Genomic DNA, 25,680 nt, shown 5'->3' with positions numbered 1-25,680 from the left:
GTAGCAACATGGCGACTGAATTCAAAAAAAATCATGCTCAGGTTTGTGAATCTTGGCGATTACTTGGTGCAGTGAATCGCGCAACGTATCTGCAAGCAGCCATTCCAAAACTGGCGTTGTTAACAGGAGATGCCAATAAGGCAAAGCGCTTGTTTCATCATCTATTGAGCGCGGCACCTAGTTTGGATGAGATGCACCGTATGACTGGTGCTACGGGCGAGTCAAATGATTTATACGTCACTGCTCGTGGTAAGACGATGGTTATCGGTGGAGAGTCTGCGCGTGCAATGGCAGTACTTGGGCAGCTCATTGCAGCATTGCTTACTGGTAACGAGGTGATACTTCATTGTCCTAGTCAGGCTGAGATGTGTGATGAAGCAGCAAAGATACTGTATGACACTGGTATCAGTGACGATGTATTGAGCGTTGCTAATGACTCACAAACCGTCACTCTGCTATATATAGATCGTCTGGCTCAAGTGGCTGTCTCAGGAAATAACAGCGAAGTACAAGCCATCAGTCAAGAACTTGCAAATACTGACGGTATCTTGACGCAAGTCATTAGCGTCACTGATATGGAGGGCTTGTCAGAGATGTTAACGCCTGATTATCTCTATCGCTTTGTCACTGAGCGTGTCAAGACAATCAATACCACAGCGATTGGTGGTAATGCCAGCTTACTAGAACTTGGCACAGAGTAAAGTTTTATAGATAAAAGTTTAGAGGTTTTAGTAGATAAAAATAGAATCTCACACATGACGGTCAGTAATTGTTTTCCAAGCGCTTTGGTAAATGATTACTGACCGTTTTTTTATAGTCTTCTTAAATTATTTGGTGGTGTTCTAAAAAGTATGCTGGCATCAGACGTAACCATAATTGACATAAAAGAACACCAGATCGAATACTTTAAAGTGATTATCAAGCTTTTTTGAGAAGCAACAAGTCTTTCTAACCGCCCGACGCAATCGGTGTCTAAGACGGCAGTTATTACCTTCTATACCTACCGTATGCTGTTTGCCAATTCGTTTGTTATCACTTCTAAAGGCGGTTATAAAACTGTCCCAGTTGTCCATACTGATAGAGCCATAGCTGACTGTAAGCTGCTTTAAACGTGCTCTTAACTTCTTAGCCGTTTTTAGGTCACGTTTGCCCCAGACATAAGCGACAATCTCATTAGTAGCACGGTCATAAGCGTAGATGAGCCACACTTTACGTTTCTTGCGATATACGTAAGTCCAGAACTCATCAACCTCTAAGCGTTCATAGTAGCGCTTCTTAGGTACAATCTTGTAAATGGATGAGCCTATGGTGCTAAGCACTTTACCAATGCTAACCTTGGCTATAACGGCTATGTCTCTAACGCCGCAACCTCTAACCGTCATTAGCCGTATGATGTCTTCTATTCTAGAGTGACAGCCATGATACGTTAAGGCATGGTCACCAATAAATTGTCGTTTGCAGTCCTTGCATTGGTAGTGCTGCTTGCCATAGCTTTTTATGCCATTTTTCTTTAAACTGGGACTGTGACAGTCGGGGCAACTGATCTGTATTTGTGTCTTCATAACCTCAAATATATCATCTTGCTTTGACTGTCACCCTCCCTTTATTACTCCAGCATACTTTTTGATACACCACCAATTATTTATTATTTTGCTTGGACGTTAAAAACCTTTTAAATCCATGGTTTTTTAGCTTGTAGGCAAACAATAGTGGTGATACTATAAATAAAACCTGACCAAATAGTCATCTTTTTAATTGATGTTGTGACTAGTAATAAGGTGGGGAATTTAACGAGAGCAGCCTACAACTATTAACAAGGATTGTTAATAGATTTAAGGTCATATTAATCAAGGATGATTAAAATGTCTGAATCTTTAGAGTCTCAAAAAAACGCTGAGTTGATGTATCAGCTCAATGACAAGCCCAGCTTTTGGCCAGCAAGTTTCGCCGCTTTACAACATCTACTGGCTAGTATCGTCGCTATTGTCACTCCCACCTTAATTGTCGCCGGAACTTTGGGTTTGGGTGATTACGTTCCCTATCTAATTAGCTGCGCGCTCATCTCCTCTGGGATTGGCACTTATATCCAATGTAAAAAAATAGGTCCTATAGGCGCTGGCATGCTCAGTTTGCAAGGTACTAGCTTTGCTTTTTTGACCGCTATTATCGCTGCTGGACTGATTGTAAAGGGCCGTGGTGGTTCGCCGGAAGATATTTTGGCTACTATTTTTGGTGTTAGTTTTTGCGCTGCCTTTGTTGAGGTTGTTCTTAGCCGCTTTATTCACAAATTAAAAAGAATATTTACCCCGGTTGTTACCGGTACCATTATTATTCTCATCGGTGTTCCACTGATTGAAGTCGCCATGACTGATATTGCAGGTGGCTTTGGGGCAGAGGACTTTGGCAGTTTGCAGAACTTATTCTTAGGTATGGTTGTGCTGGTGTCAGTGATTGTATTTAACCGCTCAAAAAATCCATTATTAAGACTTTCCTCCATTGTTATTGCTTTAATCTTGGGAATGTTAGCCGCCTTTTTTATGGGTAGGTTAGATTTTTCTTCCTTGAACAATGTCGGTTTTATCACTGTTCCCATCCCATTTAGGTTTGGTTTTCAGTTTGATATTGCCGCTTTCATTCCAATAGCCATTCTATATTGTGTCAGCGCCCTTGAGACGACAGGCGATCTCACAGCCAACGCTGTGGTTTCTAAAGAGCCTGTCAAAGGTCCCATTTACCTTAATCGAATCCAGGGCGGTGTATTGGCAGATGGGGTCAATTCTATGATTGCTGCTACCTTAAATAGTATGCCATCGACTACCTTTAGCCAAAACAATGGCGTCATTGCATTAACTGGAGTCGCCAGCCGTCATGTCGGTATCTACATTGCCGCTCTGATGATTATCATCGGATTATTTCCTGTTTTTGGTGCTATCTTGCAAACCATGCCTCAGCCGGTACTTGGCGGTGCAACGTTGGTGATGTTCGGGACAGTAGCGGTGGCTGGTATCAAAGTATTGGCTAGCGCCAAGCTTGACCGCCGTGATATGTTGATTATTGCTACCTCTGTAGGGATGGGCATCGGTGTATCTATGGTGCCTGAGGTATTGTCACAATTGCCCGAACTGATACGTAACGTGCTGATATCGCCTGTCGCAATAGGCGCTATTACTGCGATTTCGTTAAGTTTATTTTTACCAGAAGATACCCAAGACGCTGATATATAAAAGTAAATATTTAATAGAAGTGTGATTGGTTAATATTATTGTGTGATATCTATTAAATATAGACTGATTGGTTTGCGCCATTTAAAAAGTGTTTATATTAACACTCTATTTAAGCTGTTTAATTTCACAAAGCCCAATTTTTTAGCCGAGTATTGCTATGATTAGTTTCTATCTAAACGGAAAGCGCCATGAGATAAGTCACCTCAATCCGAATACGACGGTACTTGAGTATCTGCGCTTGCACGAACATCAAACTGATACTAAAGAAGGCTGTGGTAGTGGGGATTGCGGTGCCTGTACCATTATGGCGCAACGCTTACCTAATCATGCGACAAGCAATTCTAGTGCTAGCACGCCTTTTTATACTTTTAACTCTTGTATTGCTCTATTGTCGCTAATGGATGGTCATCATTTAATGACTGCTTCTTATTTAGCGGACAATCCAGCACATCATCCAGAGCGGGCGCTATTGCATCCTGCACAGCAGGCGATGGTTGACTGTCATGGCTCGCAGTGTGGATTTTGTACGCCTGGTTTTGTGATGTCTCTTGCGAATTTATATGAAAATAATCGTATGCAACAACAGAAAAATGCCAAGCAGGGTAGCTCAAATGGTGAGTCAGCTAATGAACTGCTAAGTAATGACGAGCTAAGCTATGATGATATTGTCGCCTCAATTTCAGGAAATCTATGCCGTTGTACCGGTTATCGCCCCATTATCGAAGCAGGCCTGACGATGGGTAAAATTGGTCAGCAAAGAGATGCTGATAAAACAGTAGCAAAAGATTTAACGATAAGCTTAGCTACGGATGCGATGGCGAGTAACAGTAAGTCGCAACCTAAAACTGCATCGTTGGATACCTCGAATAAAGCGTCAACTATTGAGCCTGCACTGAGTGAAGAGTCGCGGCAGCTATTCATTCCAAAGACAGTAGATGAGCTTAATCAGCTATTAGCTGTATATCCAAGTGCAACAATTTGGGCCGGTGGTACGGACTTGGGATTGAGCATTACGCAGCACTTGGTTGATCATGAAGTGATTATTCAGCTGTCTGCTATTGATGAGCTAAGAACATGGTCGCTCTCTCATTCAAAGTCTGGCTCAAAGGCTGATGCAAAGTCGTTGTCCGAGTTAGATAATTCCACTGATAATGAAGTAGCAGTACAAGAATTGACGTTTGGTGCGGGCATGACCTATCAGCAAATGCTGCCAATACTTGAGCAGTACTATCCTGCTTTTGCAGCACTATTCGCAAGAACGGCTTCACCGCAAATACGTAATATGGGTACGCTTGGCGGTAATATTGCCAATGCCTCACCAATAGGAGATTTACCGCCGATTTTACTAGCGTTAGAAGCGCGTATTCATTTACGTCATTGTAGCCCCAATAATAGAGATGTTGGTGGCGAAGATGCCAGTGCTAAGAATGAAAGCAATGAACACAACAAAACATCTTATGTCGACGAGATAATACCCTTATCAGAATTTTTTCTAGATTATAAAAAAACCAAGCTACGGGCAGGCAGTTACATTGTTGCTATTCATATGCCACTGATGCAGGATAATCAGCATCTATTTATTCATAAAATTAGTAAGCGTTATGAAGATGATATTTCTGCTTGTTTGGTTGCCGTAAGAATCGATCTGTCGGCAGACGGTATGGCTATCGACCATGCAAAAATTGGTCTCGGCGGTATGGCAGCGATACCGTTATTAGTAAAGAGTTGCCAGCAAGCACTCCTAGGCCAGCCCCTTGAGATTGCAAGTTTTAAGAAGGCTGCAAAGGCGCTACCGATGGATGTCTCACCATTGACGGATGTCCGAGCCAGCCGTGAGTATCGCTTGCATGTGGTACAACGTTTGTTGATTAAATGTGGCAAGCAGCTGTTAAGAGATGTAGAGGCTGAGAGCGCTTAACAAGTTTATTAATGATAGCTAAGACAGTAAGGGCTGAATTATAGCTTTTGCTGAAAATAAAGAGAGAATCATCATGAGCCATCAATCTTCCTTATTTGACAGTTACAGTATTCGACGCGTACGTCCGCCTAAAAACAAAATCGGCACCTCTGCCAAACATGATAGTGCGATAAGCCACGTCATGGGGACGGCCACCTATGTCGATGATATCTTAAAGCCGCAAGGCACTTTACATTTGGCAGTCGGTAAAAGCAGTCACGCTCATGCTCGGGTAACCAGTATGGATCTCAGCGCTGTTAAAGCAGCTGACGGGGTCATTGACGTTTTAAGTTTTAAAGACTTAACCGCTCAGACGGATATCGGCGCTGTATTCGACGGTGAGCCATTGATGGTGGATGAGATCACAGAATACGTAGGACAGACGCTGTTTTTGGTGGTTGCAACCACTCACCGTGCTGCAAAAAAGGCAGTGCTCAAAGCAGTTATAGAGTATGAGCCATTGTCAGCGATATTAAGTATTGAAGAGGCTTTAGAGCAGGAGCAGTTTGTACGTCCTAGCCACTTTATGCAGCGCGGTGATACCGAAGCGGCGCTCGCAAATGCGCCTATGCGTATCGCTGGTCATATTCATATGCTGGGACAAGAGCACTTTTATTTGGAAGGCCAAGTATCCTACGTCGTGCCTTGTGATGATGGCGGACTTGAAGTTTATACCTCATCGCAGCATCCGAGTGAAGTGCAGCAGCTGGTTGCTGAGGTAACAGATTTGCCGTTTCATGCAGTCAATACAGTAGTGCGCAGAATGGGCGGCGGTTTTGGTGGCAAAGAAACCCAAGCTGCGGCATGGGCATGCTTTTGCAGTATCGTTGCCAAGCGTCACAATGTCCCTGTCAGTATGCGCTTGGATCGTCAAGATGACATGGTAGTGACCGGTAAACGCCACGAATTTGCCAATCGTTATGAAGTCGGTGTTGACGAATCAGGACAAATTGTTGGCGTCGATATGCAGCTGGCTGGTTTGTGTGGTTATGCACCAGACTTGTCCGATGCTATCGTTGATAGAGCGATGTTCCACTGTGATAACGCTTATTATTATCCAGCTGCGCAGGTAGCAGGACATCGCTGCAAAACGCACACGGTATCGAACACGGCTTATCGAGGTTTTGGCGGGCCTCAAGGTTTGATGACTGCCGAATATATGATGGATCATATCGCCTATACTTTAGGCAAAGACCCTCTGCAAGTGCGTTTGGCTAACCTCTACCAAAATGGCCAAAGTACTCATTATGGTCAGCCAATCGAGCATTTTGATTTGGCAACGATTATGGAGACACTGGCAAAAGATTGCGATTACGATCAGCGTCGTCAGCAGATTATAAAAGCCAATGAGCAAGCCGAAGCTGAAGGCAGCGACAAACGTCTTGGAATTGCCCTAACTCCGGTAAAATTTGGTATCTCATTTACCGTGCAGACGCTCAATCAGGCGGGTGCTTTGGTACATATTTATACCGATGGTAGCATCCATCTCAATCACGGCGGGACAGAAATGGGGCAAGGGCTATTTGTCAAAATTGCTCAAATCGTCGCCAATGAGTTTGCCGTGGACTTAGACACCGTAAAAGTATCCGCAACGCGTACCGATAAAGTACCCAATACCTCACCGACTGCGGCCTCATCAGGCACCGATATCAATGGTAAAGCAGCGCAAAACGCTTGTTTAACCATTAAGGCACGTATAGTGGAGTTTGCCGCTGAGTATTTTGAAGTGGCGCAAGAAGACATACGCTTTGAGCGCAACCATGTCTATATTGGCGACAAGGAAGATTTTACTTTTGCTGAAATGGTGCAGTTAGCGTATCAGCACCGCGTTAGCCTATCTTCTACTGGCTACTATAAAACGCCAAAGATATTTTACGACCGTTCTAAAGCGTGGGGTCGACCTTTCTTTTACTTTGCCTTAGGCGCTGCCTGTTCTGAAGTTGAAATAGATATTTTAACTGGTGAATATCAAGTGCTGCGCTGCGATATCTTACACGACGCAGGACAGTCGATTAACCCCGCTATCGATATTGGTCAGATTGAAGGCGGCTTTGTGCAAGGCATGGGTTGGCTCACAACTGAGGAGCTTACTTGGGATAAAAAGGGCACGCTAGCATCCAATAGCCCCGCCAATTATAAAATTCCAACGTCGCACGATTTACCAAAACAATTTACCGTTAAACTGTACGACCGTAAAAATGAAGAGCAAACCATTTATAATTCTAAAGCTGTTGGTGAGCCACCTTTTATGCTGGCAGCTAGCGTTTGGTGTGCTATCAATAATGCAGTCGCAAGCTTAAGTGATTATAAAAAGAACCCTGATCTTACGATGCCTGCAACCCCAGAGGCAGTATTAAAAGCGGTAATGCATATGCAAGGCGAGGCGTGGGAAATTGACACGAATGTAAACTTTGATGCGATTGATAGTTTAACTAGAGATGAGGAGGACAACTGCGGTATTGACGACGATAAAGTTAAGCCACAACTCGTGCCACATGCCGAAGATATCAAGCCGCCAGAGGTCGAGGGTCAGACAGTCGACGAGCAGCCAGAAGCGATAGAACATCCTAACGTAGCGGGTTCAAGAGGCCCTGCACATAGTGAACCAACGCACAGTGAATAATTCATTGTTGTCATCCGTGCCAATACCGATCCGTTGGTATGATGGTCTAGCCCAGTATCAGCAGCAAGGGTCTGCGCACGTATTGGCGACTATCGTTGCGGTTAATGGGTCTGCGCCGCGAGCGCTACAGGCCAAAATGGTGATCACCCATGATAACTGTTGCGATACGCTCGGTGGCGGCGGCCTTGAGCATGATGTTGTTGCGACAGCACGGCAATTGCTAAATGGTGAGATAGATACAACCGTAGCAAAAGCTTCTAAAAGAGACAAAGGTGTCAATAAGAATATCGACAATGACAATGATGACGATAAAGATAACAATAAAGACAGCGAGTCAAAGCCAACTAAAATAGTAAGACGCGATACGGTTTATACCAAGCATTATCCGCTAGGCGCAAAGCTAGCGCAGTGTTGCGGTGGTAGTGTCACCATTATGTTTGAATGCTTTAATGTGACGCCACCGATGTCGATATTGGTCTTTGGGGCAGGGCACGTGGCAGCAGCGTTGATGACAATACTGGCAGAGCTGCCTTGCCAAGTGGATTGGGTTGATAGTCGCCCTGAAATGTTTGAGCGTTATTTATTAGATAATTCTAATTTACCAAACAAATCTATTCAAACAGAAGATTTGTCTCAAGGATTAGAAACTCAGCCTAGTTTGACTCAGCCCAAGCTTTATAATCTTCCTGCCCATATCCGTCCGCATGTTGACGATGATCCTGTTGATTCCATTCGCCCGTTTATTGAACCATTTAAACAAAGCGGTCAGCGTTTTATTCTGGTTATGACCCATGATCATAGTCTTGATTTTGAGCTTGTACGTACCGCGTTGGATGCTGCTTCAGAGGCAAACCGTTTAGCAACTAGTCTCGATAATGATGATTTAGATAACCATTTAGGTGATGGTCGCTCAAAAGTATCGATGCCTTATATTGGTTGTATTGCCTCGGCAACTAAAGCAGAGCGTTTTAAAAGTCGTCTGCTGCAACGTGGTTATGATAAGCAGATAGTCGATCAACTAACTATGCCCATAGGACTACCAATCGGTGGTAAAGAGCCTATGGTCGTTGCCGTGTCTATCGCCGCGCAAATTTTGCAACATTATCATCAAAAATAAGCCATAAGTGCTAGACCATCAATACTGATTTCTACCTTTAGCATTAATTTAGATTCTAACTAAAACGTTCGGTATGACCAAGTGACGGGAGATTTACCAATGGCTCTACATATTTATCAAGCGCAGCTCCTGCACTATCTTACTGAAAATGATCTGAATCAAGTGGCTGAACGTGCGCATACTGAGAAATCCAGCTCAGCGACTGATAACCACCCAAATACAGCAACCATTGATAAAAACATCACGTTACTACCCGTCATTGCAGGCGTGAACGTCTATCCTGAGTATATTGCTAAGGGTGCGTTGGTTGTCGATGATGTAACAGGCTGCATTATAGACTATGGTAGTAGCGAAGCAATGTTAGCAAGTTATGCTGAAACTAATGGTCAAGAACCAGTAAAAATCTATGACTATCGTAATAAGCTGATTATGCCGGGTTTCATCGATACCCACGTGCACTATCCGCAGATAGATATGATTGCGGCTTTCGGTGAGCAGCTGCTTGATTGGCTTAATAATTATACTTTTGTTACTGAAGCCAATTTTGGTGATCCAAAGGTTGCCCATGATACCGCACAGTTCTTTTTAAATCAGTTACTCGCTAATGGCACCACTAGCGCCATGGTGTTTGCGACTAGCCATCCTGAATCGGTTGAGGCATTCTTTACCGAGAGTACACGTCTGAATATGCGGATGATTACGGGTAACGTGCTAATGGATCAAAACGCCCCTAAGCATCTGTGTGTGCCTGCTGAGCAAAGCATTCGAGATACGCAAGATATTATTGATAATTGGCATGGGCGTGGACGCCAACATGTGGCGATTACTCCACGGTTTGCTATTACTTCAACGCCAACACAGCTGCAATTGGCAGGCGAGCTCTATGCCAGCTACGACACTGTTTATCTGCAAACACATCTGGCAGAAAACCGTGATGAGGTTGCTTTTGTACGTAAGCTCTATCCCAAGCATAAAGGCTACTTAGATGTCTATGAGGATATGGGGCTGCTCGGTCGGTATACTACTTTGGCGCACGGTATATATCTTGAAACTCCAGAATACGAAAGGCTACGTGAGACCGGTACACAGATAGCGCATTGTCCAACGTCCAATTTATTTTTAGGTAGTGGATTATTTGATTTACCTAAAACATTAAGCTATACCGGCGTCAGTATTGCCACTGATGTAGGGGCGGGAACCAGTTTATCGATGCTCGTCACCTTGTCAGAGGCTTATAAAGTTCAGCAATTACAAAACAATCAACTGTCCGCTCATCAAGGGCTATATCAGATTACCTTGGGCAATGCGCAGTCGTTAATGCTAGATGATAAAATCGGTAACTTTATGCCTGATAAGGAAGCAGATTTTGTAGTAATAGACATGGCAGCAACGCCTTTGTTAGAAAGACGTATGGCGCAGACTAAAACATTTGAAGAGCGATTATTTGTATTGATGATGCTCGGCGATGATAGGGTGATTGAGGAGACAGTTATTGCTGGGGCGAGTCGTTATAAAAAAGCGGCGGCATAAAATAAGCTGACAAATAGCCAGCTTATTTTAAGGTAAATTTTTTAAATAATACTCATAATTAGTGAGCTGTTATGGCTACCGTATCATTCGGGATATTGTAGCCACACCCAGCCATTTTCTAACCATTCACTTAACTCGTCTGAATCGATATCTATGACGTCTTGATGTTGTAAGTGCTCGCCATTAGCCAAGCGCACTAGTATGGCTAATGGCGCAGCATCAAGACCATCAAGGCGTTGACCATTGGCATATAGCGTCAAGCCATCATTGGTTTGGCTATAGAGTAGGCGATTACTATAGTCGGCTTGCAGCGTTGCACCATCCACTAAAGCTTGCATCAGCTCATCAGTATCTACCGTTTCTTCCGGTACCAGCGCATCGTATTGACGTTTGCTCACGACTTCCGACACCGCTTGACGAATGATATCGTCGCCACGCTCAGATTGCAGCATTTGCAATAGCTGGTCTTTAATAGCATCAATGCTATCTGCTTGCAATTCACCTGACGCTTGTAGCGCTTGTGGCAATAACATTGGGATAAATAAATCGCTATCACTGGTGGCGATATCAGCTAGGCTATCAATAATTTGCATTAAGTTTGGACGACGACAGCCAAACGAAAAGGTTAAGCAGTCATCTTGCGCAACACCAAAATGCGAGAGTTTCGGCGGTACATAGAGCACGTCACCGGCTTCTAGTATCTCATCAAAGATGATCTCGCCCATATCATCAAACAATCGAATCGGCTCATCTGCGACAAACTCAGTGCTCTTATCACAGAATTTGCCGAGCTGCCAACGCCGGGACCCAAACCCTTGCGCTAAAAACACATCATAGTCGTCATAATGTTTGCCAACTGAGCCGCCTGTAGGCGCATATGAGACCATAATGTCATCACGCTGCCATTGCGGAATAAAGTCAAACGCTTGCCATAATTGACCAAGCTCAGGTGACCACTGTTCCATATTCTGTACCAGCACGGTCCATTGTTCTGGCAAATTATCAAAATCTGCTTCGGTTAGCGGGCTCTTTTTGAGTTGCCACTGTGGAAAGCCTTCTTGCTTGCTCGCGGCTTGTGTCAGTAGGCGCGCCGAGACGTCTTCTTCAAGGGCAAGACCAAGCATGTCTTCTGGCTCGAACATGCCGACTAATTGTGGTAGACCTTGCTTAATAAGCAATGGTTTTTTTTGCCAATACTCGTTCAGGAATTGCTCAGGCGTAATACAGTCGGGTAAACAAAGAGGAATTGAGGTCATTGATAAATCCATATCTAAAAATGGGTATAAGATTAATAGTGAGGAGTGCTTTATAGGACAGTTTTAATAGTTTATGATTATCGCCTATCTGATAGCGAGTATTACAGTATCAATATCAATATCAGTATCAGTATCAGTATCAATAGCTACTATCAGAACATCCCATCAATCGTAGGAAATTTATGAAAAAAATACATTTTATCGTCATTATCGCTAGCGTCTTTTTACTACAGGCTTGTGTCCATAAGATAGTGACCGTACCTGCTAAAGTCGCTTATAAAACCACCAAGGGCGTGGTAAAAGGTACCGTCGCTGTGGGCAAAGCTATCATACCGGGCGACAGTGATGACGACAAAAAGGACGATTAACTTATTCTTTAGCAATCGTTTTGTGTCTGTTTTAAAAGGCTGTTATTTAACGGTTATTGTTAAAGCTACGAGTTTGAATAGAAGCCTTAAATAAAAGAATGCCTGCCGCAATCAGCCCACCGAGGAGCGCTAATGCCATGTCTTTGTGGGCATCCCAAATATCGCCTTGCTGACCATTGTAAGCCTCTGCCGCTTCTGGTGATAAAGTCGCTGCAATTCCCCATTCAAGTAGCTCGTACAGCAGACTCGATGACATATTAATCATGAGGGCGATAGCGACTAAAAGCTTGATGGATGATATCTTAAAGATAGATTTTGAGCTTTCAACCATCGCATTGAACAGCAATAGCCCGTAGCTAAAATGTACGAGCCTGTCATACATATTGCGCTGCCAACCAAACAACTCGTTTAGGCTTATACCAAATAGCCGCTCTGTCCAGTTATCATAAGGCACATACGAATATAGATAGCGTGCGCCTATGATATGAATGAGGAGGAATATTGAGGCAAGGGCATAGGAGCGTGAGCTAATATGCCAGTAGCGATACGCAAACAGCATTAATGCCAAAAACAACAGCGTGCCTAATTGATGGAGTAGGTAGCTTGACCACTCTAGAGGCTCAATGCTTGCCAGTACCATGACGATAAATACCGCTACAGTACTGACAATGACAGAGTTAAAGTTTCGATGCATTTGCACGCTTCTTTAATTATTAGCAATTATTCATAGCTAATGATTAAAGCTTAGCAATCCACTCTTTAATCGTACGTGCTTGCTCAGCTGCATTACCGATATAGGTCGCTGGAGTTAGTTCACGTAGACGTGTTTTATCCGCATCGCTAACGGCTGCTAACTCGTCACTTTCAACGAAAGTCAACATCGCTTCGCGAGTCATGGCATTACCACGAGTTAAGGCTTTAAGTTTCTCATAAGGGTTCTCAACGCGGTAGCGGCGCATCACTGTCTGAATCGGCTCAGCCAATACTTCTTGTGCTTGATTAAGGTCGTCATTTAAGCGCTGTGCATTTAACTCAAGTTTGCTCACACCTTTTAAGCAAGCGTCAAACGCAATCATGCTTTGTGCCAGACCAACACCGATATTACGTAGTACGGTCGAGTCTGATAAATCACGCTGCATACGTGAGATCGGAAGCTTCTCACCTAAGTGTGCGAGCATCGCATTGGCAACGCCCAAGTTACCTTCTGAGTTTTCAAAATCAATCGGATTGACTTTATGCGGCATCGTTGATGAACCCACTTCACCGTCTTTTAGGCGCTGCTTGAAATAGCCTAAGCTAATATATTGCCAAATATCACGGTTAAAATCGATCAAGATCGTATTGAAGCGTCTTACCACATCAAACAACTCAGCGATGTAATCATGTGGCTCAATCTGCGTAGTATAGGGATTAAAAGTCAGCTCTAAACGCTCATTAATGAATTGCTCAGCATGGGTCTGCCAGTCAACATCAGGGTAGGCTGAGAAGTGGGCGTTGTAGTTACCGACTGCACCATTGATTTTGCCCAACAGTTCAACTTTACCGATTTGTTTGATTTGGCGAGCTAAGCGATAAGCCACGTTTGCCATCTCTTTGCCAAGCGTGGTTGGACTGGCAGTTTGACCATGCGTACGTGACAACATTGGTTGATCAGCATGAGTAATGGCTAAGTCAACGATGCTATCGGTTACTTGCTGCATTTTAGCAACCACAATCTCGCGGCTATCTTTTAGCATCAACGCATAAGACAAGTTATTGATATCTTCACTGGTGCAGGCAAAGTGGATGAATTCTAGGCTATCTTCTAACTGCTGATTGCCGCGAAACTTATCTTTAATAAAGTATTCAACCGCTTTTACGTCGTGATTGGTCGTCGCTTCGATGTCTTTGATTGCTTGCGCATCCGCTTCGCTAAAGTCATCAACGATGCTGTTCAAAAAGGCATTGGTATCTGTATCAAACGCTGCTAGTTCACCGATTGCGCTATTATCTGCTAATGACTGTAACCAACGAATCTCAACGGTGACACGGGCTTTAATGAGACCGAACTCAGATAGGTAAGGACGTAAGCTATCAGCTTTTGATGCGTAACGACCGTCGATTGGGGAGAGTGCGGTAAGTGGAGTCATAGTCATGCCTCAAATAGTTATGAAATGAAAAACTGCAAAAGTTATAGCCAATGAAAATCGCTATATAAGTGAGTGGTTAAATTTGATGCGCGTAATATAGCAGAAATACAGATTTAATAAAGTAATCTATTGATGTCAGCCTTTAATTAGGGCGTCGTGGTCGTACCATATTTGGTATTAAAATACAGCACTTCCATAGGTATAGAGGTACTACTAGTCGTATTAGTTAGATTAAACTTATCAGATATAATAGTACCGTTTTTACCCAAAGTAGTTGGTGGGCTACTAGGTTTATCACCTTCATGTAACGTTGCAGGGATTCCACCCGGTACTGGAGAGTAAAAAACAGATTCAACTTTGGTTGGGTTTGTAGATGCTTTCTGTAGTGTATCTATAATTTGAATACTTGCCAAACTGACATGACCTCGGTTGTAAGCTTCTATTTTATAAGCAATACACATGCCAGGATCTATATCACGTATTTCTTTTGTACTAAAACCAGTAAGTGGCGAAGAGGTATCAGGATCTATACTTTTATATGGCAGCGTAGTATCACACTTATGAACAAACTGGTACTTTTTAAGTGCTAAAGCTGAGTTGTTTTGCGTCACCTCGCCAAAATTCAAATCAGTATACTTATAAGTACTAGTTGTAAAGTTAGTATTGAGCTTATTTGGTGTGGTGTCTACAGTATAGATCCATGAACTTGTTAGTGGCTCTTCTTCAACAACGCATATCTCTGTTGTATTATTGGCCAATGTTGTTGGCAAAACTGAAAAACTGTACTTTCCTCTATCTTGATTAGTATTAGCAACCGTTTGAGGGTTAGGCGTACCAGGAACAGTAACGATATTGTTATTGTTGCAATCTGTTAAACGAACTTGAAGATTAGATGCTGATATTCCTACTTCATTATTATCGAGTTTGCCATTGAAATAGTTAGTATTATTCACAATAGAAATATCTTGTGGGTCCGCATTCTCAATCCCACCATTATCATTAAAAACCTTGCCCGAAAAAACGTAAAGTGGCTCGCTCTCTACTCCAAAGCTAATCCACTCATTATAAGTCTCACCCACCACGTCAGCCTCAAGTGCACTATTCCCTTGCATGATGCCTTCGTAGGTCAATGTAACTGATTCAGCGTTTCTAACGGCAATCACATAATTGCTTGTGATATTTTCAACCCCATAGCTGACATACCTACCATTATTAGGGATAACAGTGCTGGTATTGAGAGCAGAGTATGAGTTTTGATTATTAGGGTTGGTGGAGCTCTCTTTTAAAATATTTTTAAAGGTAGGAGTATCGGGCAAGATACCTCTTTTTCGGCCAGATGCAAAAGATACGTACCCATTACCATTGGTAGTCGGGGTAAATGAGCTGCTGTTGCCGGTACCGTTTAGGGCAGTCAGGTTATAATAATACAGATTGTTGTTGCCACCACTGAAGCTATCGACACGTAGCTGTGGCTGATTAGTGGGATTGTTAGAGCTAAAGCTATTTCCTGCCAGCTTTTCACCCATAAAGTAATCACCCATGGCACCAAAAAAGTAGTTAACTTTGGGGTTTTCTCTAACTGTCGCTTGCACAGGTATATTGATCTGAGTATTTTCAGTAAAGCTTAGTGTTTGACGAGCAACTTCTGAATTACCACCTTCAGCATAGCTAGCTTGACCAATAACTATAGTATGGATAGAAGTCCTGTCATCTGGCGTAATAGTTATCGTATAGGTGAACTTATCTCTGTCGTTACCAGAGTTGGAATTGTTTTTAATGTCCACACCATTATCTCCAGCTGTAATTGTCCTACCATTATAACCCCTGCTGAGATGCTATAACTACCAGTAGCACCCGTTAGCGTTTTATAGCTGCCGGATGCGACCCCCTTTTTAGGTGAGTCATCAGGTGTGAATTCTCCAAAATCTTTTGGAGTCGCATAGGCCTGACACGAAGCAAAAACTAGAATAAATGCAATAGAGCATTTGATTGGCGTATTTAAAGTTTTTGTAGAGTCACTAATAGGTAAAAAACGATAATTCATGAAACATCCCGAAATGGAGTAAAGCTACTGCTTATAAAGGTATATGCTGAGGTATTTGTTTATAACATACTCTTTGAGGATTGCTTTCAGAAAAATCGCTAAAAGGTATCATTCGTTAGATAGATTGTAAAATCTTAAATAAACCTTTGATTATTAGCCATTTCTAGCTGTCACTGACAACCAGAGATGGCGCATCAATAGACTCAATAACCCCGCCACCCAAACAAACCTCGTCGATATAGAATACTGCTGATTGACCTGGAGTGACTGCACGTTGCGGTTCGTCAAATACGACTCGGACTTCACTGCCATCAACATTGGTTGCAAATACAGAGCAGGCTTGATCTGGTTGACGATAGCGTGATTTTGCCATGCAACGTAAGCCATCAGCGCTAAATATATCCGTAGGTGGCAGACCATCAATCCAGTCGAGCTTATAAGCTTGCAACTCATTACTCATGAGCATCGGGTGTTCATGACCTTGACCAACGATTAAACGGTTTTTGTCCAAGTCTTTTGCGAGTACAAACCATGGCTCTTCTGGACGGTCTTTGACACCGCCAATACCGATACCGCCACGCTGACCTAACGTGTAATACATGAGCCCATCATGAGTACCGATGATGTGTCCGTCGTCAGTTATAATGTCGCCTTTTTGGGCAGGCAAATACTGCTGCAAAAAGTCTTTAAAACGACGCTCACCAATAAAGCAAATGCCCGTTGAGTCTTTCTTTTTAGCGGTAGCTAGATCATGGTCTTCAGCGATTTGACGTACGACGGGTTTTTCAAGCTCACCAACTGGGAACAAGGTCTTGGCAATTTTGTCGCCGCCAACCGCATGTAAGAAGTAGCTTTGGTCTTTGTTGTTATCTAGGCCACGCAATAGCTGTGCAACTTCTACGCCATCATCATTTTTGTAGTTCACACTGCGACGCGTATAGTGACCGGTGGCAATATAATCAGCGCCAAGAGTCAGAGCGTAGTCCAGAAATGCCTTAAATTTAATCTCTTTGTTGCATAAGATGTCAGGATTGGGCGTGCGTCCAGCTTTGTATTCCGCTAAGAAATGCTCAAAAACACGATCCCAGTATTCCATGGCAAAGTTGGCTGTGTGTAGTTTCATACCAATTTTGTCACAAACGGCTTGCGCATCTGCTAAGTCATCCATGGCGGTACAGTATTCGGTGCCGTCATCTTCTTCCCAGTTTTTCATGAACAGACCTTCCACCTTAAAGCCTGCTTGCTGGAGCAAAACGGCAGACACGGAAGAATCGACCCCACCTGACATGCCAACAATCACATGTTTGCTGCTAGGATTGTCGATATCGGCAAGCGTCAAAGGGCGCTGGGCGTTGAAAGAATCAGAAACGGGTGTGTTTGATGTATTTGGCATGACTGACATAGAATGGCTCAACTTTTTATACCTTGTCTAAATTTGGATACTGATATCAACAAAATCACTAAGGTTCAGGCTGAGCGATTTAATAATCTCAGCGTATCTTTTAGACTTATCTCTTAGACAGGGTAATATGATAAAATAAGGGTCATATTATACCAGTTAATTGAAACTGGTGGCGAGCTATGGCATCTTAGAGCCGACAAAACCCCTTTGAAAATTCAGATAGTGGTTTTGAGTTATTTTAAATGCCTTTATTTAATGGTCTTTATTTGTTTGGAATAATAATGATAAAAATTGGTCAAGGTATTGATGTGCATGCTTTTCATAATAATGGTCAGCAGCAGCAATATGTCATACTAGCGGGCGTGCCTATCGAGCACACTCATAGTTTGCTTGCACACTCTGATGGTGATGTAGTACTGCACGCGCTCGCGGATGCGCTGCTTGGCGCATTGGCGCTTGGCGATATCGGTCAGCACTTTCCGGACACTGACGCCGCGCATGCTGGCTTGGACTCTCGAGTATTGCTACGTTATGTCTATAGCAAGGTACAAGAAGCAGGCTACATGCTGGGTAATGCTGATATTACGGTGATGTGTGAGCGTCCAAAACTCGCCCCACACAATCAAGCGATGCGTGAAAATATCGCCAGTGATTTGCAGGCTGACATTGGTAACGTCAGTGTAAAAGCAACAACGACTGAAAAACTGGGTTTTACCGGTCGGCAAGAAGGCATTATGGCTAGTGCCGTGGTATTATTAGTGCCTAATGTCGTCGACCCTAAATAACTGTAGCTTAAATAGTGATTAACTGAAATCACTGTTAGCTGAACCAACATATAACTGTGCTTGTAATACAGTGGCAATTGCCCCATGTATTATGGCAACTCTCTATGTCATTCTTTTGTACCAATAACTAGTTTAATGAACCGCTTTATTAATAGGAGCTTTTATGAGCGAGCAAACCCCAAATACCGCTACAAACGATGTTGAACAGCTGATTCGTGATCAAATCAAAGACAACAAAGTAATCATTTATATGAAAGGCACGCCGCAGTTTCCACAATGTGGATTTTCAGCGCGCTCTATCGAAGTGTTGACTCAAATTGGTCGTCCATTTGCCTTTGTCAACATTTTAGAAAATCCAGAAATCCGTGCGACTTTGCCAAAAATTGCCAACTGGCCAACGTTCCCGCAATTATGGATTGATGGTGAATTAATGGGCGGTTCAGACATCATTTTAGAGATGTATCAATCAGGCGAGCTGAAACCATTGGTTGAAGCCAACAGCCCTGCTGCTTAATGTTTAAGCGCTTTTATTGGGCAGCTTGTATGTCTCAATAAATGGTTTTAAGCATCGAAGCGTCGCTAACCCGAGTAGCCTTCCTTAACAGATTGGAATGGCTATTCGGGTTTTTTATTGCCTAGACAATCCATTGTTTTTATAGGATTTAGCCCCATATAGTGTTCAAAGTAAATATAGACTACATAAAAAAGAGAGAATAATATGAATAATCAATTATCAGAAAATGTGTTGACTGAGCAACAAGAAGTGGCTGAGCAAGCGGCTATTGAAAAGCGCCGTGAGCATCTAAAAAATGAGTCTGCACGTTTAATTGATATGGCAGGTAACGAGCCAAACTCTGCTCTAAAATGTATCCATCAGCTTAGTGTGGCAGGCGGTGCAACTGAAGCGACCTATATTGCTATTGAGCAGCGTGTCGTGGCGGATCAGGATCCGACTGGTGCTTATCACTTGGCGCTACTGGCACAGAATACGCCAGACTTACCAATTGACGCGCGTCAGCTCATTGAATTGGTCGTGAATAAAGGCGATAACGATCAACTTTTAGCGCTGCTTAAAAATCTACCACTGCCGCCGGTTGAAGTCATCAAAGCCAAGATACTAGCGAGCAATGATGGCGAAGCGATTGGCAAAATGAATGCCTATTTGCAGATTAATCCAGAGGGTTATGGTAGCCAGCATATGCTAGCTAGTGGTCAGGCAGATCGCATTGTGCCACTTAGTCCTGGCGGTGGCTTGAATTAAAACAATGGTTTAATTCATTTCATTAAGCAAGTCATTGAATGAGCGTAGATAAGCTGATTGATTTAGCGTATCTAGGCTCATAATTTTATGATAAATAACTTTTATTATTAATAGTTTTGTTGCAACGTTTTTTACATGTTAAAAAATTGTTATAATTGTCAGTTATCTATTTTGTTTCTAACAACTTATCTTATCCGTTCTTAAAATAAGACTGACGCCTATTCATTACGTGATACGTTATCTTTATTAATCAATAACTTGTTGCTAAAAATATCGTCATTCAAGCGAGGCATGCATGCAATATCCAAAACATTACGACGTGGTAGTCATCGGTGGCGGTCACGCCGGTACTGAAGCTGCCTTGGCAGCCGCACGTATGGGCGCGCAGACCTTGCTGTTGACGCATAATATTGAGACGCTGGGGCAGATGAGCTGTAATCCGGCGATTGGTGGTATTGGTAAATCACATCTGGTACGTGAGATTGATGCGTTGGGCGGTGCGATGGCGTTGGCAACCGACAAGGCAGGTATTCAGTTTCGCGTATTGAATAGTCGCAAAGGTGCAGCCGTGCGCGCAACTCGTGCGCAAGCGGATCGTATTTTGTACAAAGCTGCAATACGCGCGACGTTAGAGAACCAGCCCAATCTTGATTTATTCCAACAAGGTGCTGATGATATTTTGGTAGAAAATGGTCGCGCGACGGCGGTTGTCACCTCCACTGGCATTATCTTTAAGACCGAAACCGTAATTCTAACTTCAGGAACATTCTTGGGCGGTGTCATTCATATCGGTCTTGAGAACTCAAAAGGCGGACGTGCAGGGGATCAACCTTCTATCAAATTGGCGGATCGTTTGCGTGAGCTTAAGCTGCCAGTTGGACGTTTAAAGACTGGAACACCCGCACGTATCGATGCGCGTAGCGTTGACTTTAGTGTGATGACGGTACAGCCAGGTGATACACCGCTACCAGTGATGAGCTACATGGGTGATGTATCTATGCACCCTGAACAGGTCAATTGCTATATTACACATACCAATGCGCGTACTCATGACATCATCCGTGAGAATTTAGATCGCTCACCGATGTTCTCTGGCAAAATTGAAGGCGTGGGTCCACGTTACTGCCCATCGATTGAAGATAAGATTCACCGCTTTGCTGATAAAGACAGTCATCAAATCTTTATTGAGCCAGAAGGTCTGACAACGCATGAGCTGTATCCAAATGGTATCTCAACCAGCTTACCATTTGATGTGCAATTAGACTTTATTCATAGTATGAAAGGGTTAGAGAACGCGCACATTACCCGTCCAGGCTATGCGATTGAATACGATTATTTTGATCCACAAAATCTAAAGCCAACGCTTGAGACCAAGTCTATTGATCGCTTGTACTTCGCGGGTCAAATCAACGGTACGACTGGCTATGAAGAAGCAGGCGTGCAGGGGTTGCTAGCGGGAACTAATGCGGCGTTAGTGACGACTAATAATAGTGAGTTTGAGACCTGGACACCGCGCCGTGATGAAGCGTATCTTGGCGTACTTGTCGATGATTTAATCACTCATGGCACGACTGAGCCGTATCGCATGTTTACTAGCCGTGCAGAGTATCGTTTATTATTACGTGAAGACAATGCGGATCAACGCTTGACTGAGACGGGTCGTAAGCTTGGCTTGGTTGATGATGAGCGCTGGCAGGCTTACGAGCAGAAAATGGAATCTATCGCTACTGAGTCTGCTCGTCTAAAAGATATGTGGGCAACCCCTGCGAATGCTCTAGGGCAAAAAGTCACTGAGCAAACAGGCGAAGTACTTAGCAAAGAAGCGACTGCTTTTGATCTGCTCAAACGTCCGCAAATCCACTTTGCCGATATCGCTGCGATTACTGATTCGCAAGTTGATGCACAGGTGGGTGAGCAGATTGAAATTTCTGTCAAGTACGCCGGCTACATCGATCGTCAGCAAGAAGATATTGATCAGATGAAGCGTTTAGAGAATACCGCACTACCAATGGATTTTGACTATAGTATCGTGTCGGGGCTCTCAAATGAGATTGTGCAAAAGCTAACGCAAGTACGTCCTGCTACGCTTGCCCAAGCTGGGCGCGTGAGCGGCGTGACGCCTGCAGCTGTTCAATTATTAGCCATGACAGTCAAAAAGCACAAAAAAGCTAAGGCTGCTTTGGACTCATAATATGTTACTAGGCCATCATTAGAGTAAAATCTTTAATGATGGTTATTTATTGCTAGTGGCTGTTTTATTAATGTTGATTGCTAAGCCCAATTGCTGAGCTGAGTTCTTTTATGATTGAAGCCATTGTTTTTGCGATTACGATTGTATTGCCCAACCTTGCTTTAATGGGGTTGGGTTTTTTTATGCAAAGACGCGGCGAGGCCAGTCAGGCATTTATCGATCAGGCGTCAAGCTTCGTTTTTAATTACTGTCTGCCTTGTTTGCTTTTCTTTAGCGTGGTCGATAGTGAGGTCGATTATGGCAAGCAGTTCACACTGATAGTGGCTGGTATTTTAGTCACCTTTATATTATTTATCGGTGCAGAGCTTTATGCCAAGCGTTTTGTCAGTCGTCCAGCAGATCAAGGGGTGTTTGTACAAGGCGTATTTCGCAGCAATATGGCCATTATCGGTCTGGCAACGGTTGCCAACGCCTATGGTGAGCGCGGCTTAAGTATCGGTGCAGTATATATGGGTGTCGTGACGATACTGTTTAATATTTTAGCGGTTATTACTCTTAGCCGTGTGTCTAAAAGTGTCGATGATACGTGGGTTAGCCGTAGCACCATGATCATCAAAAAGCTATTTACCAATCCACTGATACTGGCGTTGCTAGCCGCCTTTACTTATAAAGCCTTGATGTTGCCGCCGCTCACAGGGGTCATTCATACGACTGGCGACTTGCTAGCCGCAGTTGCATTGCCATTGGCACTGATTTGCGCTGGTGCCAGTATCAACTTAAAGTCGATGCTGCATCCTTCAGGCTTGTCTATGCAGGCGAGTATTGGACGTATCGTGGTTGCCCCTATGATAGCAATTGCCGTTGGTCTGGCGTTTGGTTTATCAGGCGTCCATATGGGTGTGCTGTTCTTGATGGTGGCGTCTCCTACTGCTGCTGCCAGTTACGTAATGGCAAAAGCCATGGGTGGAAATGATATATTGGCGGCCAATATTTTAGCTTTTACCACGGTGGTGGGTATGTTTGGCATGGCGATTGGTGCGGCAACATTACGGGTCTTAGGCTGGATGTAACCCTTGGCTTAACCTAATATACTACTATGATAAGTTAACTATTATGATTATTATGGTTGTGATAACTGGGCGTTAAATAATAAACATATCAATATAAATAAATAGGAGCGCTAAAAGTGCAATTGTTAAGCAAAGCGGTAGTGACTGAACATCTCGTGATGCAGGCAGCCATCGATGCTATCGAAGAATTATTACAGCAACAAGCAGTACACCCCAATTGGGTTAAAGCACCTGAGCGCTTGGTCATTGAAACCTTTAGTGAATCTGAGAGTCATAGCTCAGGCTCGCATTTATCCATGCCAGCCACGATTTATGATGGTGACAAAGAATACGCAGTCGTAAAGCTCGTCACTATTTGCCCTGATAATCCTAGTCGTGATATGCCAACGACCACTGCTATTATTACCGTATCAAACAATGATACTGGCGCAATATTAGCGATTATGGATGGTATTTATATCACGCAGGTGCGTACGGCAGCTTTATCAGGTATCGCTACTAAGTATATGGCAAAGTCTGATTGCCAAAGTGTCGCTGTTATCGGTTGTGGTGGTATGGCTTATGAGCAGTTAAACGCTGTATTAACGGTACGCCCTGACATTAAAACAGTGTATTTATGGAACAGAAGCCATGAAGGCGCGAAGCAGTTTCAAACACGTTTCGCCCGTGACTATTCTCAATGGGATGTTGAGATGAAGGTTTGTGCAGCGTTAAGTGATGCGGTCCGTGATGCCGATGTTATCAACGTAGCAACCCGTGCAACTGAAGGTTTATTTGGTATCGATCAAATTAAACCTAATGCACATATCAATGCGGTAGGCGCTTATCAACCGTCGATGAAAGAGATAAGTAATGATGTGATTGCCAGTAGTAAAATGGTCATCGTTGATGACTTGGTTGGTAGCCGTCACGAAGCGGGCGATTTAATCCAAGCACATGATAGCGATGAGTGCGCGTGGGTATGGGATGATCTCACTGGTGACTTACAAGCGCTAGTGACAGGGGCGTTAGAAGAAAAAAGCAGTGAACGCGACCAAGGTGTCACCTTATTTAAATCAGTTGGTGCGGCAAGTTTTGATGCGGCAGTCGCACTGTATGTTGCCAAGCAAGCCAAACAAAAAAACCTTGGCTCATCTGTGGAATGGTAATGTTAAATAGTACTATTAAATAGTAAGACAGTCAGCATTTGGAAATAAAAGATTTTTATAACTGAGCAAAAAATAAGCCCCCTTTTCAAATAAGAGAAGGGGGCTTTTTACATTGATTTAGGTGTTTTTTAAATATTTACTGTAGATAACAGTCTAATTGAATTAAAAACATGACCTAATTTAAATCGTCTTTACGGCGCTTGTGGTCTCGACGTTGTTTACGTTTAGGGCTGGTACGGTACGTCAAATAACCGCCAACGACCATAACAGCAATAAAGGCAACGATATATAAAAATATTGATGAACCGATAAAAGCAGAAGATTCCATCACTGCTACCTCATGAGAGTCGATCAATAATTATGCAAGCGTCTTATCTCATTGTAAAGTAAACAATTTTAGCTCAGGTGTAAGTTCAAGTGAGCGTAAACGAGCCGCTTGATTATGGACGTTCGCAGTGACAATGAGCTCATCTGGCGCATACTGCTCAAGGAATTTAGCCAGCTTGGGTCTGACAGTCTCAACAGAGCCAATAAATGATATTGATAGTGCACTGTCTACCATCATCTTTTCTGCTGGACTCCAGATGCTATCCATATCATGAGTCGGTTTTGGCATTTGACCTGTTTCACCACGGCGTAAGCGTACAAAACTCTGCTGCGCTGAGGTAAAGTGATACTGTGCAGTTTCATCATCATCAGCAAGTAATAAATTCGCAGCTAGCATCACGTAAGGCTTATCTAAATAAGCCGAAGGTTTGAACTGCTCACGGTAAGCAGTGATGGCTTGACCAAGCATCTGCGGGGCAAAATGAGAAGCGAACACATAAGGGAGTCCTAAATGTGCAGCTAGGGTCGCTCCAAATAATGATGAGCCTAATATCCAAATGGGAATGTTTGATTTGGCGCCTGGGAATGCCTGTACAGGACTATTATCAGTATCATTGCCCAAAAAATACATCAGTTCTTGTACATCTTGCGGAAAGCGCTCAGCATCTTTCATTTGCCGACGTAGCGCCTGAAACGTCGCTCCATCTGTACCAGGGGCGCGGCCCAAGCCCAAATCAATACGGTCGCCATAGAGTGCTTGCAAGGTACCAAATTGCTCAGCGATGACCAGCGGAGCATGGTTAGGTAACATCACACCGCCTGCACCAATACGGATGCGCTTGGTTTGACTACCAATATGCGATAGTAGCACCGAGGTCGCTGCACTAGCGATACCGGGCATATTGTGGTGCTCTGCCATCCAATAACGGTTGAAGCCGGCTGCCTCTGCTTGTTGTGCGGTCTCAACAGTCTGGGCGATACCTTCAGCGATGGTGTTACCCTCAGGAACGGGCGCTAGGTCTAAAAATGACAAAGGGATTGTATTACTCATGATTCACCTATTGTTATGATGCCGTGTCTCAACGACATTATTATATTTGTATTCAATTATAGTTATAGAAGGCACTAGTTTGACGTGACTGCCTACTGATTGTTCAATAATTAGTATGATGGGGCAGTTATAGTGAATATCAAGGTCAGAGTATGAGGTAATAACAAATCTTAATAATGTGATGGTTGTACAGGAGT

Annotated in this window: 22 protein-coding genes; 13 read left to right on the top strand and 9 right to left on the bottom strand. The window is 43.5% G+C overall.

Annotated elements, in window-relative coordinates; genetic code table 11:
- Positions 1-8: 8 nt before the first annotated feature.
- Entirely contained in the window at positions 9-701 is a 693-nt protein-coding gene (locus tag QL919_RS05910) for a 1-pyrroline-5-carboxylate dehydrogenase (protein WP_290188643.1), read from the top strand.
- Positions 702-860: 159 nt separating this feature from the next.
- Here the strand turns inward: QL919_RS05910 and QL919_RS05905 are convergent, their stop codons facing one another.
- Positions 861-1,562 (bottom strand): IS1 family transposase, encoded by a 702-nt coding sequence (locus tag QL919_RS05905; protein ID WP_290188642.1) that lies wholly within the window; start codon positions 1,560-1,562, stop codon positions 861-863.
- A 300-nt stretch (positions 1,563-1,862) separates the two neighbouring features.
- Here QL919_RS05905 and QL919_RS05900 point away from each other — a divergent pair, with 300 nt between their 5' ends.
- The 5 genes from QL919_RS05900 (at position 1,863) to guaD (ending at position 10,451) form a co-directional block, all read left to right on the top strand.
- Positions 1,863-3,224 (top strand): nucleobase:cation symporter-2 family protein, encoded by a 1,362-nt coding sequence (locus QL919_RS05900; RefSeq protein WP_290188641.1) that lies wholly within the window; start codon positions 1,863-1,865, stop codon positions 3,222-3,224.
- Positions 3,225-3,381: 157 nt separating this feature from the next.
- Positions 3,382-5,142, top strand: a complete 1,761-nt coding sequence (locus QL919_RS05895; protein ID WP_290188640.1) for an FAD binding domain-containing protein — start codon at positions 3,382-3,384, stop codon at positions 5,140-5,142.
- Between the two features lie 73 nt (positions 5,143-5,215).
- Entirely contained in the window at positions 5,216-7,804 is a 2,589-nt protein-coding gene (gene xdhB, locus QL919_RS05890) for a xanthine dehydrogenase molybdopterin binding subunit (protein WP_290188639.1), read from the top strand.
- A 16-nt stretch (positions 7,805-7,820) separates the two neighbouring features.
- On the top strand, positions 7,821-8,921 hold the full coding sequence (locus tag QL919_RS05885) for an XdhC family protein (RefSeq protein WP_290188638.1): 1,101 nt from the start codon (positions 7,821-7,823) through the stop codon (positions 8,919-8,921).
- A 99-nt stretch (positions 8,922-9,020) separates the two neighbouring features.
- On the top strand, positions 9,021-10,451 hold the full coding sequence (guaD, locus tag QL919_RS05880; RefSeq protein ID WP_290188637.1) for a guanine deaminase: 1,431 nt from the start codon (positions 9,021-9,023) through the stop codon (positions 10,449-10,451).
- A gap of 83 nt (positions 10,452-10,534) precedes the next feature.
- On the opposite strand, the gene QL919_RS05875 is transcribed toward guaD, so the two are convergent.
- Positions 10,535-11,707 (bottom strand): cupin domain-containing protein, encoded by a 1,173-nt coding sequence (locus QL919_RS05875; protein WP_290188636.1) that lies wholly within the window; start codon positions 11,705-11,707, stop codon positions 10,535-10,537.
- A gap of 182 nt (positions 11,708-11,889) precedes the next feature.
- On the opposite strand from QL919_RS05875, the gene QL919_RS05870 reads away from it, so the two are divergent.
- The gene (locus QL919_RS05870) at positions 11,890-12,075 is read left to right on the top strand and encodes an NF038104 family lipoprotein (protein WP_290188635.1); all 186 of its coding nucleotides are present in this window, start codon (positions 11,890-11,892) and stop codon (positions 12,073-12,075) included.
- Positions 12,076-12,121: 46 nt separating this feature from the next.
- Here the strand turns inward: QL919_RS05870 and QL919_RS05865 are convergent, their stop codons facing one another.
- From QL919_RS05865 to mnmA, 5 genes are all read right to left on the bottom strand, one after another.
- Positions 12,122-12,769, bottom strand: coding sequence for a DUF2238 domain-containing protein (locus QL919_RS05865; protein ID WP_173240446.1), 648 nt, complete (start codon positions 12,767-12,769; stop codon positions 12,122-12,124).
- Positions 12,770-12,812: 43 nt separating this feature from the next.
- On the bottom strand, positions 12,813-14,204 hold the full coding sequence (gene purB, locus QL919_RS05860; protein WP_290188634.1) for an adenylosuccinate lyase: 1,392 nt from the start codon (positions 14,202-14,204) through the stop codon (positions 12,813-12,815).
- 146 nt (positions 14,205-14,350) lie between these two features.
- Positions 14,351-15,988, bottom strand: coding sequence for a hypothetical protein (locus QL919_RS05855; RefSeq protein ID WP_290188633.1), 1,638 nt, complete (start codon positions 15,986-15,988; stop codon positions 14,351-14,353).
- Positions 15,928-16,248, bottom strand: coding sequence for a hypothetical protein (locus QL919_RS05850; protein ID WP_290188632.1), 321 nt, complete (start codon positions 16,246-16,248; stop codon positions 15,928-15,930). Before QL919_RS05850 ends, QL919_RS05855 begins: the two co-directional genes overlap by 61 nt.
- Before the next feature lie 163 nt (positions 16,249-16,411).
- The gene (mnmA, locus tag QL919_RS05845) at positions 16,412-17,650 is read right to left on the bottom strand and encodes a tRNA 2-thiouridine(34) synthase MnmA (RefSeq protein WP_290188686.1); all 1,239 of its coding nucleotides are present in this window, start codon (positions 17,648-17,650) and stop codon (positions 16,412-16,414) included.
- A gap of 281 nt (positions 17,651-17,931) precedes the next feature.
- Between mnmA and ispF the strand changes: the two genes are divergently transcribed.
- The 6 genes from ispF (at position 17,932) to QL919_RS05815 (ending at position 24,105) form a co-directional block, all read left to right on the top strand.
- Positions 17,932-18,435: a 2-C-methyl-D-erythritol 2,4-cyclodiphosphate synthase gene (gene ispF / locus QL919_RS05840; RefSeq protein WP_290188631.1), complete on the top strand. Its 504-nt coding sequence runs from the start codon at positions 17,932-17,934 to the stop codon at positions 18,433-18,435.
- 163 nt (positions 18,436-18,598) lie between these two features.
- Positions 18,599-18,949: a Grx4 family monothiol glutaredoxin gene (gene grxD / locus QL919_RS05835; protein ID WP_290188630.1), complete on the top strand. Its 351-nt coding sequence runs from the start codon at positions 18,599-18,601 to the stop codon at positions 18,947-18,949.
- A 204-nt stretch (positions 18,950-19,153) separates the two neighbouring features.
- Positions 19,154-19,696 carry a hypothetical protein gene (locus QL919_RS05830; RefSeq protein ID WP_290188629.1) on the top strand — a complete coding sequence of 181 codons (543 nt, stop codon included), beginning with the start codon at positions 19,154-19,156 and terminating at the stop codon, positions 19,694-19,696.
- 295 nt (positions 19,697-19,991) lie between these two features.
- The gene (gene mnmG / locus QL919_RS05825) at positions 19,992-21,887 is read left to right on the top strand and encodes a tRNA uridine-5-carboxymethylaminomethyl(34) synthesis enzyme MnmG (protein WP_290188628.1); all 1,896 of its coding nucleotides are present in this window, start codon (positions 19,992-19,994) and stop codon (positions 21,885-21,887) included.
- Positions 21,888-21,997: 110 nt separating this feature from the next.
- Entirely contained in the window at positions 21,998-22,957 is a 960-nt protein-coding gene (locus tag QL919_RS05820; protein ID WP_290188627.1) for an AEC family transporter, read from the top strand.
- A gap of 116 nt (positions 22,958-23,073) precedes the next feature.
- Positions 23,074-24,105: an ornithine cyclodeaminase family protein gene (locus tag QL919_RS05815; RefSeq protein ID WP_290188626.1), complete on the top strand. Its 1,032-nt coding sequence runs from the start codon at positions 23,074-23,076 to the stop codon at positions 24,103-24,105.
- A gap of 175 nt (positions 24,106-24,280) precedes the next feature.
- Here the strand turns inward: QL919_RS05815 and QL919_RS05810 are convergent, their stop codons facing one another.
- Positions 24,281-24,433 carry a hypothetical protein gene (locus QL919_RS05810; protein ID WP_290188625.1) on the bottom strand — a complete coding sequence of 51 codons (153 nt, stop codon included), beginning with the start codon at positions 24,431-24,433 and terminating at the stop codon, positions 24,281-24,283.
- A gap of 48 nt (positions 24,434-24,481) precedes the next feature.
- Positions 24,482-25,483, bottom strand: coding sequence for an LLM class flavin-dependent oxidoreductase (locus QL919_RS05805; protein WP_356650012.1), 1,002 nt, complete (start codon positions 25,481-25,483; stop codon positions 24,482-24,484).
- Positions 25,484-25,680: the final 197 nt, after the last annotated feature.

This window comes from Psychrobacter sp. APC 3426, assembly GCF_030408035.1.
In the GTDB taxonomy this organism is placed as follows: domain Bacteria; phylum Pseudomonadota; class Gammaproteobacteria; order Pseudomonadales; family Moraxellaceae; genus Psychrobacter.
Note: the sequence above shows the minus strand (reverse complement) of the source record. Positions and strands in the feature narration are given on the sequence as shown.